This is a genomic window from ANME-2 cluster archaeon, assembly GCA_014237145.1.
Lineage (GTDB): Archaea > Halobacteriota > Methanosarcinia > Methanosarcinales > Methanocomedenaceae > Methanocomedens_A.
Genome location: JAAXOC010000032.1, coordinates 61,077 through 71,166 on the forward strand (window position 1 = coordinate 61,077; position 10,090 = coordinate 71,166).

General features: G+C 40.1%; 17 protein-coding genes. 10 read left to right on the top strand and 7 right to left on the bottom strand.

The genetic code is table 11. The features are described from left to right. Positions 1-10: 10 nt before the first annotated feature. From HF974_04350 to HF974_04375, 6 genes are all read left to right on the top strand, one after another. Positions 11-526, top strand: coding sequence for a nitroreductase (locus tag HF974_04350; GenBank protein MBC2697571.1), 516 nt, complete (start codon positions 11-13; stop codon positions 524-526). Between the two features lie 272 nt (positions 527-798). Next, a complete protein-coding gene (locus HF974_04355; protein MBC2697572.1) occupies positions 799-1,176 on the top strand; it encodes a hypothetical protein in 378 nt (125 codons plus the stop codon). A gap of 272 nt (positions 1,177-1,448) precedes the next feature. Next, positions 1,449-2,168 (top strand): hypothetical protein, encoded by a 720-nt coding sequence (locus HF974_04360; GenBank protein ID MBC2697573.1) that lies wholly within the window; start codon positions 1,449-1,451, stop codon positions 2,166-2,168. Positions 2,169-2,340: 172 nt separating this feature from the next. After that, a complete protein-coding gene (locus tag HF974_04365; GenBank protein MBC2697574.1) occupies positions 2,341-2,850 on the top strand; it encodes a hypothetical protein in 510 nt (169 codons plus the stop codon). Positions 2,851-3,000: 150 nt separating this feature from the next. Further along, a complete protein-coding gene (locus HF974_04370; GenBank protein ID MBC2697575.1) occupies positions 3,001-3,324 on the top strand; it encodes a hypothetical protein in 324 nt (107 codons plus the stop codon). Next, positions 3,324-3,617, top strand: a complete 294-nt coding sequence (locus HF974_04375) for a hypothetical protein (protein ID MBC2697576.1) — start codon at positions 3,324-3,326, stop codon at positions 3,615-3,617. Before HF974_04370 ends, HF974_04375 begins: the two co-directional genes overlap by 1 nt. 521 nt (positions 3,618-4,138) lie before the next feature. Here HF974_04375 and HF974_04380 read toward each other — a convergent pair. Both HF974_04380 and HF974_04385 read right to left on the bottom strand, forming a co-directional pair. Beyond that, positions 4,139-4,942 carry a hypothetical protein gene (locus HF974_04380; GenBank protein MBC2697577.1) on the bottom strand — a complete coding sequence of 268 codons (804 nt, stop codon included), beginning with the start codon at positions 4,940-4,942 and terminating at the stop codon, positions 4,139-4,141. A 1-nt stretch (position 4,943) separates the two neighbouring features. Then, positions 4,944-5,855: a winged helix-turn-helix transcriptional regulator gene (locus HF974_04385; GenBank protein ID MBC2697578.1), complete on the bottom strand. Its 912-nt coding sequence runs from the start codon at positions 5,853-5,855 to the stop codon at positions 4,944-4,946. Between the two features lie 246 nt (positions 5,856-6,101). On the opposite strand from HF974_04385, the gene HF974_04390 reads away from it, so the two are divergent. Genes HF974_04390 through HF974_04400 form a run of 3 tightly spaced genes read left to right on the top strand, consistent with a single transcriptional unit; the run spans position 6,102 to position 6,803 of the window. Continuing rightward, positions 6,102-6,269 carry a hypothetical protein gene (locus HF974_04390; protein MBC2697579.1) on the top strand — a complete coding sequence of 56 codons (168 nt, stop codon included), beginning with the start codon at positions 6,102-6,104 and terminating at the stop codon, positions 6,267-6,269. Positions 6,270-6,324: 55 nt separating this feature from the next. Continuing rightward, positions 6,325-6,510: a hypothetical protein gene (locus HF974_04395; protein ID MBC2697580.1), complete on the top strand. Its 186-nt coding sequence runs from the start codon at positions 6,325-6,327 to the stop codon at positions 6,508-6,510. Next, positions 6,498-6,803: a type II toxin-antitoxin system RelE/ParE family toxin gene (locus HF974_04400; protein ID MBC2697581.1), complete on the top strand. Its 306-nt coding sequence runs from the start codon at positions 6,498-6,500 to the stop codon at positions 6,801-6,803. The genes HF974_04395 and HF974_04400 overlap by 13 nt, the downstream gene beginning before the upstream one ends. 36 nt (positions 6,804-6,839) lie before the next feature. Here HF974_04400 and HF974_04405 read toward each other — a convergent pair whose 3' ends face one another. Continuing rightward, positions 6,840-7,157: a GNAT family N-acetyltransferase gene (locus HF974_04405; GenBank protein MBC2697582.1), complete on the bottom strand. Its 318-nt coding sequence runs from the start codon at positions 7,155-7,157 to the stop codon at positions 6,840-6,842. A 28-nt stretch (positions 7,158-7,185) separates the two neighbouring features. On the opposite strand from HF974_04405, the gene HF974_04410 reads away from it, so the two are divergent. Beyond that, positions 7,186-8,568, top strand: a complete 1,383-nt coding sequence (locus HF974_04410; protein ID MBC2697583.1) for an ATP-binding protein — start codon at positions 7,186-7,188, stop codon at positions 8,566-8,568. 188 nt (positions 8,569-8,756) lie between these two features. Here HF974_04410 and HF974_04415 read toward each other — a convergent pair whose 3' ends face one another. The 4 genes from HF974_04415 to HF974_04430 form a co-directional block, all read right to left on the bottom strand. Then, complete coding sequence (locus HF974_04415) at positions 8,757-8,960, bottom strand: hypothetical protein (protein ID MBC2697584.1); 204 nt, start codon at positions 8,958-8,960, stop codon at positions 8,757-8,759. A 153-nt stretch (positions 8,961-9,113) separates the two neighbouring features. Beyond that, positions 9,114-9,368 (bottom strand): DUF2283 domain-containing protein, encoded by a 255-nt coding sequence (locus HF974_04420; GenBank protein MBC2697585.1) that lies wholly within the window; start codon positions 9,366-9,368, stop codon positions 9,114-9,116. After that, complete coding sequence (locus tag HF974_04425) at positions 9,353-9,655, bottom strand: hypothetical protein (GenBank protein ID MBC2697586.1); 303 nt, start codon at positions 9,653-9,655, stop codon at positions 9,353-9,355. Before HF974_04425 ends, HF974_04420 begins: the two co-directional genes overlap by 16 nt. A 272-nt stretch (positions 9,656-9,927) precedes the next feature. Then, on the bottom strand, positions 9,928-10,090 hold a 163-nt coding region (locus HF974_04430; protein ID MBC2697587.1), incomplete at its 5' end, for a hypothetical protein.

Genomic DNA, 10,090 nt, shown 5'->3' on the forward strand with positions numbered 1-10,090 from the left:
ATATAATATTATGGTTGTGCTGAAAGTTATTCAATCGAGACGAAGTATACGATCGTATGATTCCCGTAATGTGGAAGAGGATAAATTGTTGAGAGTACTTGAATCTGGTAAACTTTCCCCCTCAGCTGGGAACCGCCAGGAACGTAGATTTATAGTAATAAAAGATGCAAACACAAGAAAATTGCTTTCTGAAGCGGCAAGCAACCAGAGATTTGTGGCTGAGGCACCTGTTGTAATTGCAGCCTGTTCAGTTGAAAAGGAATATATAATGAAATGCGGTCAACTGGCTTATCCCATTGATACTGCAATTGCTGTGGATCATATGACTCTTCAAGCTGTTGAGGAAGGACTTGGAACTTGCTGGATCGGTGCATTCGATGAAGAAAATGTCAAAGAATTATTAAATATACCGCATGATATACGTGTAGTTGCTCTTCTATCTCTTGGGTATCCATTAACTATTCCACAGCCTACACCGAGAAAAAGCCTTGATAAGGTCGTGATGTGGGAGAGATGGAGTTTTTGAAGCTTATCTGGTAATTGGTCTGTGCACTGACTTCAAAATTATGCATCTCACATATCCAAACACGAATACCTGCTCTGAAAAGGCCGCCACTGACCCGCATGCAATAGCGCCTTTCAGCCCCCACACCACAAGAACGGGCGGAGCAGATCGGTGGGGCACCTGGGCAGCGTGAAGGCGAGAGGGGGCGGCAGCAGAGCCGAAGAATAGAGGGGAGCTGGAATCAGTTCAATAATAACCGCAGAGTTCGCTGAGGTACGCAGAGATGGCGAAAAATGCTCTACGCATCCGGTCATCGCCGGTTCAAAGTTCAAACAAATCCACAAGGTTGGCTGCCACCTGCCGCCCTAATGGGCTGCGGTGGCAGGGGTAGGGGGTACCATATGTATTTCTATTGCTATATATTTTTACAGCCGCCGGCGGCTAACAAACAAAACATCCACTCCGCACCCACAGACCGCTGGTACCCATGTATCAGCGAGGCACCGAAAAGCGCCTGCCTGCCCCCACACCACAAGGGAAGTAGAGCAGATCAGGACGGGCACCCGGGCAGAGTGAAGGTGAGAGGGGGCGGCAGGAGAGCCGGAGAAAAAACGGGGGCTGAAGAAAACGGCGATGTAAATGATAATTTTTTATTTCAGGTAAGCATTTGAAGCATTATAATAAACTATAACTATTCAGCCATCCTTAAGACCGGATGCAGATGGTGAAAATCCGCTCATTTGTGTCTATGGCGATACATTTTTTAGTTTTTAATACTGAGTCTAAGTTCATCGTTTTCAAAGGTGTTTGACAATTGTGTGCAATTATCTATTTGTAGACTATTCAGTCTGACGATAACGTTTATGTATGGCTGAATAGTTACAATAAACTTAAATAAGCTAGATTATAAATGGATTTAAGTCATTAATAGGATTATACTATCATGAACGCCAATTATTCGTCTGACAGCCAATTTAAATCTATTAACTATATTCTGGATGTTTTTTCATCCGATATTTTTGAGAGTGTTACATTAGTTATGCGACCAGTAATTGGCACAGTTGATTATCTAAGATTAATGCATAGACTTTATCAGATTCAAAAAGAATTAGACCAAATTTTGAAAATGGATTTTGAAACAAGAGAAAAATTATTGGAAGCTTTAACAGATATTATTTCAATTAATATTTATGAAGACGATCTAGGAACTATCGAAAATAAACTGGAAGATCAAATAGCTATTCTCCAGGATTTCGATGAAAGTTTTAAGAAACTAAAATCCTTTTCAACAAATTTAGAACCCAGACAGCAAACTGAACTTTTCAGAATAACGTTGAGAAAACTAAATGGAAAAATTTCATCAATTCGGGATGAGATAAAATTTAAAATATGGGACAAAGCTGAAAATACCAATCAGTTATTAGTCTTAAATCAATACTTTTTTAACATTCAGGAATTAATAAAAGAATCCTTAAAAAAGGTGGATGATGTTGATATCTGGATAATAATAAATGTTTCATTGCTTAGAATCGAGGCTTTTCACAGGGGAAAGATTTCTTTTCAAGATCTTCAGGATGATGTAACTGAGTTGAGCTTATTTAATTTTAATGATGAATTAATTCCAAGAAATTATAATGCTGTTTTTGAGGTCTTAGAGGCTTAAAATGAATTTTTCTTTTGATACTAATATCATTTTAGGAATAGTTAATAAAAAAGATCGACTTCATGAAAAATCTAAAGCTTTGATGGATAATAAACGGAACGAACAATTGTATTTATGTCATTCAGCAATTAAGGAATCCCATAACGTACTAAGAAATAAAATAAATGAAGTTATGGTTGATATTATCAGATTTCTACCAGATATTTATCAGAGCTCCAGTATTAGTACATTGGATTCCCAGGCTTTTTTAATAGAGCAGTTCAAAAACTTAAAAGCTGCAAAACCAGTGCTATCTAATTTTCTAAATTTGGTATATCATGAAATCTCTATTTTTCTTAAAGACAATGAAATAGACAATCTACCTGATTTTTTATCAGAACTGTCATTAAATCTATCAAATTCGATCATTCTTAAAATCGAAGAGACTCATCCTGACTTTGAAATATTATTCTTAAACCATGATAGGCTCAATATTGTGAAAAGATCACTTGCTGATATTCATTTTAAGGACACAAATGATGGACGGATATTTCAGGAATTGATGACTAATCTTGAAGATATAAAACCAATTGAATTCTTCCTTGATGATAGAGATTTTGCTAAGAAATGCAAGATGGGTTTTACAAATATCGCTAATGATATGGAATTTTATGAATCTGACTTTTCTTGTAACCAAGTTTGACACTTCAAACTCCTTTTTTTTCAGGAATGTTTTCTATTTTGTCTGGAAAAGCCATTTGTCATTTTATGATGATCATCACCAAATCCTACGCTGCCAGCCCCCACACCACAAGGACGAATGGGAGCAGAGCGGGAGGGGCACCCGGGCAGAGTGGAGGTGAGAGGGGGCGGCGGGAGAGCTGTAGTATTAAATACCAATAAATACATATTGGTATCAATGACTTCTGCAAGTACACAGATAAACCTTCGATTGCCTCCAAAATTACAATCGGCTGCAGAGCAATACACTGAGAACTTTGGTTATCGGAATATCCAGGAATTTATTCTTGAGGCAATAAGGGATAAGATATTCAGGTATAGCAAATATGATGAAACTTTTTCTGCTAAAGAGATTGATTTGATTGAAAAGCTATTGTCTGTTTCCATTGAAAAAGGCAAAATAAAAGATCAGAATGATATTATCAAAGCCCTATAATGAAATTTGAAGTTGTTGCCACAGAATTTTTTATTGAGCAAATTGAAAATCTTGATAAAAAATCCAAGGAACAGATAAAAGAAAAAATTAAACTGATTTCAGCAAATCCCTTTAAGTTCAAAAGGATTCACTCTAAAACGATTCATAATGTATTTAGGGTCAGGCTGAACATCCAGAGCAATGAAACAAGACTTATCTATGCAGTATTGTCCCACAACGTTGTTCTTGTATGTCTGTTGAACCGGAAAAATAACTATACTGATCGTGAAAAATACCTGGAAAAAATTCAATAATAAACATACTGAAACAATATTTGGGCGATTAATTAGGTCCGGCGATAAATCAAAATAATAAAGCGCCTGCCTGCCCCCACACCACAAGGACGAATGGGAGCAGAGCGGGACGGCCACCCGGACAAAGTGGAGGCGAGAGGGCGCGGTGGGATAGCCGAAGAAAGAATGGGGGCTATAGTAATTAAATAGCCTTATAATTATATTTCAGGCAGGGAAATCCAGACCGATAACCATGTCCATATGTTGCCGAAATGTGCTAAATGTCTGTTTGGTTAAAAATGCTCCCTTTATCGCTCAGCATCCCCTAGCATAATCACTCCCATCCTCACAAACCACCCTCTTTTCCCTGTATATCCTAAACCCCCACTCCATATCTCCTCAAAACTCCGGTCTCTGAGACACCCCCCTCATACCTCCCCGAGTGGTCGGGAAAGCCACGTATCATGCCATCACTTCCAGTACAGCAATAGAGCATCCCCACTGGCAGTGAACCTATGTTCCAGGTTATTGCTGCACTGTAGTTATGATGGAAGACCACCACTGTTCAATGAATAGATGCCGCCGCCATTATTTATTGCTAATTCCTTCTCAACCAATCTATCCAAGTGGACTTCTATATCCTCAACTCCCAATTCCTGGACAAGTTCTTCAACATTAGCATCCCCCTTCCCCAGACGGTCAAGTATCATTTGTGATACCATATCACTATATGCCAGGTCATGGAACTCCTCATAGAATGGAATGACAACAGAATAGCGCACCACAACCTCTTCCACCCCGTTAAAGAAGAACGCAAGCCATGCAGCATTCCTGTCCTGTTCATTCTGCCAGATGATCTCATCCCGTATAACAGTAAAGTCCAGACCCTGTAAGAATAACTGGTACATATCTTCCCTGTCCCGCTCCCTTGAAGTAACACTCTTGAAGATGAAAATATCCTCAAGCGAAATCATATGGACCGAAACCCTGTCAAACCGGAACAGTTCTACAGCACGGTGAAGCATTGCATCCGAGAGTCTCAATCCCCCACATATCACCATCACAAATATGTCCCATCTGAAACCGTCCCTGTTCTCCATGATAAGGCTTGCTTGCATCTGTCTGTATGGTCGCACAGCCGGGACAAAATACCCCATATGTACCAGTGCATCTCGTAAGAGGTTCAAGTCATGTACTGATCTGACAACCACATCAATATCCTTGGTGGCATCTTTCAGGTTCTGGAAACTCATGGAACCCCCGCCAATAAGGTAGAAGTCTAATCGCTCTGTTACCAATCCATCAAGTTTTTCCATTTCTTTTTTGAGGTATTCACGGTCAAACATCCTACCTCACCACCAGACTGTCAAAAATATCCATATATTCATTCCATGGTAGCACACGATCACTATTCTTCTCCTGTATCTTCAGATATTCCAGAAGCGACGCTGCGTGTTCTTCCATATCATAACGCCTCCCTGTATTCAACAGGTCTTTTGCACCTGATCGCATGGCAAGGGCAGCAGCATAGGAGTTAATGATCGGATTTAGCGGATCAATAAGCATGGTGTGGATAATGTGGTCATCCACGGACAGCCCCCGTCTTGTGTGAAAATAGTATCTGGTTCCAGTCATAATTCCAAGATCGTATTGTGAGAACACGGTTGTTGCAGTCGGCTGTATATGTAGTCCGCTGGTATGTTCGAGGTAGGTCTGTGTCTTGAAAAGAAATTCGCGACCACGCTGCCAGAGTATTATACCATCCCCTGCAATGTCCGAAAGACGCTGGTTTGCCTTATAGCGCCAGTAGTTGCTTACAAAATCCGCTGCCTTACGGTGGCGTTTATTTAATACGAATCTTCTTTTTTCTTTAAGTACGATCCCGTACCAGGATAATTTTAAAATTGCTGTTGAAACTGTATGCCGGTTAAGACCTGTCATTGCAGCGATATCTGTGATAGTATGGGAGTATGTCAGCGAACTCAATATTTCAAGGGATGAATATGAGAACATTTCTTCTACAGGGAGTCTTGGATATTCTTTCAAAAACTCTTCCAGTGAGCATGCATGAAGTGTATTTGCCCGTTTTACAAATACCTTTTTCCCATCCCTTTTTTTTTGTACGAATCCCTCTTCAGCGAGTGAAGATACTATCAGGGATATAGTAGAGTGGTCTAATCCGAGCGTAACTTCAAGTTCGGATATGGAAACTGGTTGTTTTAGTTCCTTGAATATTGCAAAGGCTGTAGAACCTGGCATATTGTATAATAATTTCAAAATGATATATAAATATTGTTGTAAATATTAGACACAGATGGCATCAACATCACCCTACAAAACCCTCAAGAGATTCTTCCGGCTGCATATTTTCCACAACAGGCTGCATATCAATGTACACTTCAGGAAAATCGGTCTGTTTGTACTTTTCCACCACCCTAAAACCCCAGCCTCTCATAGAAACTCATACTTTCGGGCTTGAAATCCACAGTAAGGTAACGGTAGCCTATGATCCCTGACACTGACAAAGCCAGCCCGATAACAGCCAGGACCAGGAACCTGCCACATCACCCTCCAGGGCTGGTCGGGACAGCCCCGTATCGCTCCATCAGCGCCGTGATAAACAGCATGCCTGCTGCGATCGCGGTCCCCCTGACATACTGGATCACGATCTAGGTTGTGTACCCTTGAACCACAAAATAGAAATTGCTGTAAAGCATAAGAAATTATCATGGCTTCAGTAAAAGAACAGATGATCCATATCATACACAATCAGCCAAATGATAGTTCATACGATGAAATCCTTAAGGAGTTGGCCTTCCACAGGATGATCGAACATGGACTTGCTGATTCCAAACAAGGCAGGACAATTTCCAATAAAGAGATGGAGCGTCGTATTCGTTCATGGTCGAATTGAACTGGACCCACGAAGCAGAACAATGGCTTCATGACATTTACGATTACATCTCGAAAGAAAATCCAGACGCTGCACTTCAAACAATAGAATCCATTTACAAAAAGGTTCAAATCCTAAAAGAATTCCCTGAATCAGGATATTATTACAACCGCAATCATTCCCACCATATACGTATCCTGCTTTATGGCCACTACCGCATCGCTTATTTAATAAAACCTGATAGAAATATCGACATCCTCGGTGTTTTTCATGGCTCTCTTGATATTGAGCGCTATCTCGTAGAATCGGATTAGACTTATGAATATTCCAACCTTCATCCCTGTGCCCCTTCAATGAGGGGGGTGCATGTCAATAGAAAGCTGTGGATGTTCAATGATCAGTTCCTCATTAAAGCCACATACCTGGCTAACACCAACATCACCCCACAAAATCCGCAAGAGATTCTTCCGGCTGCATCCTTTCCACAACAGGTTGCATATCAACATCCCAGGAAAATCAGTCTGCCTGTACCTCTCCACCACCCTGAACCCCAGCCTCTCATAGAAACTCATACTCTCAGGCTTGGAATCCACAGTAAGGTACCGGCAGCCTATGATCTCAGATACTGATAAAGCCAGCCCGGCAGCAGCCAGAACATCCACAAACATTAAATACTAATCCGCATTAGTACTAATCATGATTAGTAAATTCATCGGACGCCAAAAAGAACTCTCACTGCTGGAAGACGAATGGAACAGAACCAATGGCCGGTTAATAATACTTTACGGGAGGCGGCGGATAGGCAAGACCCGTCTCATTACAGAATTCACATCAGGCAAGAACGGGATATTCTATCTTGCTGAAGATACCTCCCCCCACATCCAGATAATCAGGCTGCAAGAGAAAATCGCAGAATTCACCAGGGACGAGGTACTTAGAACCCTTGACATAAAAGACTGGGACCAGCTATTCGGTTATCTTACCAAAAACTGCCCATCTGAGCGGTTTTATCTGGCCATAGATGAATTTTCATATCTCATAAAAAGTGACAAAAGCATCCTCAGCACCCTGCAAAAGTACTGGGACACCGCATTATCCTCATCAAATATATGCATAATCCTTTCCGGCTCCATGCTTGGCCTTATGAGTGAGATGGTCCTGTCCCATGCATCTCCCTTATATGGAAGGCGAAGCAGGGACATACTTCTCGAAGGACTTCCCTTCTCAGACTCAAACGAATTTCTCAACATGCCATTCCAGGAAACTCTTGAAACATACATGATACTCGGAGGGGTTCCCGAGTATCTTCTCAAAGCTTCGGAATACACAGATATTACAAACTTTGTAGAAAAGGAGTTCTTTGACAAGTTCGGTTATTTCTACAGGGAGCCATACTTTATAATCTCCCAGGAATTCAGGGAACTCAAAACCTACTTTTCCATACTCAATTCCATAGCCTTTGGCAACACAAAACCCACAGATATAGCCAATTTTATAGGTATAGATGCACGCAAGATCTACCCATACCTTGAGAACCTGATACGCCTGGGATTTATTGAGCGGCGGGTATCCATTTTTGGAAACCAGAAAAAAGGCATATACCTGATAAAAGACCCGGTCTTTGACTTCTGGTTCAACTTTGTTTCTAAGCATAAAGAAGAGATTGAAAAAGGCATATTCAAACTCAGAAACAATGAGATGCCCCGATTTTTTGGTAAAAGGTTCGAGATTTTTGTTGAACAGAAGATAATTCACCATCTAATCCCTGATTTCCGGAAAATAGGCAGGTGGTGGCACAAAGGCGAAGAGATCGATGTAATGGCATTGAATGAAGAAGGAAAAGAAATTGCATTTTTTGAATGCAAATGGCAGGAAGTGGACAGAAAAAGCTCCAGACACATCCTTGCTGACCTTAAACGCAAAGCTGCACTGGTAAAATGGCACAACGACGAGCGCCGCGAACTTTATGGCATTATCGGGAAAAAAATCAATGGAAAGGAAAAGCTAAGAGAGATGGGATATCTGGTTTTTGACTTTGAAGATTTAATGTCCTTAAGCAAGTTTGATGTTAAAGGTTAAGCTGACCAGGGATTTGCACTCACCCCTCACCCTAAACAGTTTTTCGCTATGTTCCTCGACAATTTTAGAATCGCGTGAGATCGGGTCGTGTTTAAGTTTTTCAATTTTCGTAAGAATTCTGGAAACAGTAATCTTATCCAGGGATTTTAAAAATTTTACTGCTTGTCTGGAATATTTAATATCAAACATTACAATCCCATTTCTCTTTTAAGGTCCTCATGGGAAGTAAGCTTGCAAGAACTTTTTTCATCTTTGTATTCCTTTAAAGAAAGATAATCTTCTTCGGTCATGATCGAGTCTACATCAACCATATGACCTTTAATAAAATCAAGGTCTTCCCTGATTACTCTTAATTCATGCCTAATCTCCCTTGAGTCAATCGCTTCAGACATAAAAGAAGTTATTCATTACATTTACTTAAAAGTAACTCAATTTTATCATCGCAGCACCCAGTCCCCTTCAATTTCATGGAGTTGCATGTCAATAACATACTGGATTTCACAATCAGGGGGCTGTAACATATGATGGAAAGGAAAAATCTATTTTTATCCTTCAACTTCAAGAGCTTTACTGATATGTGAGAATGTAGCAGCAATAGGTAAGGTTTCTGAACTATCGAGATGTTCAAAACGTTTCTCGAAATTTAAAATGGTAAAGCCTACTATTTCTTCTGTTTTAGGATCAAGTCGCATAATTACATCATTATCTAATTCTTTTGATATCGCTTCAGTGGGTTCACCAATTGCAATATCAAGAACATCCCCTTCCTTATCAAAGAAGAATTTCAATTTTTTTTCCATACGACTTCGCCTCTTTTTATTCGATCAGTAATATATGCTGTAATTATTAATTCATCATTCAATTTCACAACTACGCACATGTACTTTCCTTTGTATATATGTTCGTAGAACCTATAAAATAATACTACATCTTCATTATTAACGCTATTTTTTACAATTTCAGGTTCTTTTAACGCACCACCTAATTCATTTAACAAATTTTGAAGTTCAGGATGCGTATCTGTTATATGTTTCCAACGCTCATTAGTTAGTCTAATGTTCCTATTGAATTTATTAACGAATTCCATTTGACGTGCCACCCAAAAATTTTTCCTGGAATCTTATATATAAATTACGAATAGAACATTATAACTTTCCTTTTTATCTTTAGTACCTAAGCATCAATCCTTATACTCTGGAATTCAATATGGATGTGGAGTCATCCCTGTGCTCCTTCAATCCCGTGAAGCAGCACGTCAATAAAATACTGGATTTCACAACCAGGACATTTCTTCCAATTACAGTAAAGGCATAGTCTGCTTTTCCAGAACTCCCCATCAACACCAGTACATCCAGGTTTTCACATCTCCAAATGGTACTCCCCAATACTCTTTATAACCAGTTCCCCCTTGCTCATGGCCTCAATGGCATCGGCAGCAGCCATTGCCGCCTGTATCGTGGTGATGTATGGTATCGCATAATCCACAGCCGCCCGCCGTATACTCCGCCCGTCCTTGTAGCTC

Bases quoted from the DNA above. Each gene is read 5' to 3' on its own strand.
- HF974_04350 (MBC2697571.1), top strand. From the start codon at position 11: ATGGTTGTGCTGAAAGTTATTCAATCGAGACGAAGTATACGATCGTAT.
- HF974_04355 (MBC2697572.1), top strand. From the start codon at position 799: ATGCTCTACGCATCCGGTCATCGCCGGTTCAAAGTTCAAACAAATCCA.
- HF974_04360 (MBC2697573.1), top strand. From the start codon at position 1,449: ATGAACGCCAATTATTCGTCTGACAGCCAATTTAAATCTATTAACTAT.
- HF974_04365 (MBC2697574.1), top strand. From the start codon at position 2,341: ATGGTTGATATTATCAGATTTCTACCAGATATTTATCAGAGCTCCAGT.
- HF974_04375 (MBC2697576.1), top strand. From the start codon at position 3,324: ATGAAATTTGAAGTTGTTGCCACAGAATTTTTTATTGAGCAAATTGAA.
- HF974_04380 (MBC2697577.1), bottom strand. From the start codon at position 4,942: ATGTTTGACCGTGAATACCTCAAAAAAGAAATGGAAAAACTTGATGGA.
- HF974_04385 (MBC2697578.1), bottom strand. From the start codon at position 5,855: ATGCCAGGTTCTACAGCCTTTGCAATATTCAAGGAACTAAAACAACCA.
- HF974_04390 (MBC2697579.1), top strand. From the start codon at position 6,102: ATGATCCCTGACACTGACAAAGCCAGCCCGATAACAGCCAGGACCAGG.
- HF974_04395 (MBC2697580.1), top strand. From the start codon at position 6,325: ATGGCTTCAGTAAAAGAACAGATGATCCATATCATACACAATCAGCCA.
- HF974_04400 (MBC2697581.1), top strand. From the start codon at position 6,498: ATGGTCGAATTGAACTGGACCCACGAAGCAGAACAATGGCTTCATGAC.
- HF974_04405 (MBC2697582.1), bottom strand. From the start codon at position 7,157: ATGTTTGTGGATGTTCTGGCTGCTGCCGGGCTGGCTTTATCAGTATCT.
- HF974_04410 (MBC2697583.1), top strand. From the start codon at position 7,186: ATGATTAGTAAATTCATCGGACGCCAAAAAGAACTCTCACTGCTGGAA.
- HF974_04415 (MBC2697584.1), bottom strand. From the start codon at position 8,960: ATGTCTGAAGCGATTGACTCAAGGGAGATTAGGCATGAATTAAGAGTA.
- HF974_04420 (MBC2697585.1), bottom strand. From the start codon at position 9,368: ATGGAAAAAAAATTGAAATTCTTCTTTGATAAGGAAGGGGATGTTCTT.
- HF974_04425 (MBC2697586.1), bottom strand. From the start codon at position 9,655: ATGGAATTCGTTAATAAATTCAATAGGAACATTAGACTAACTAATGAG.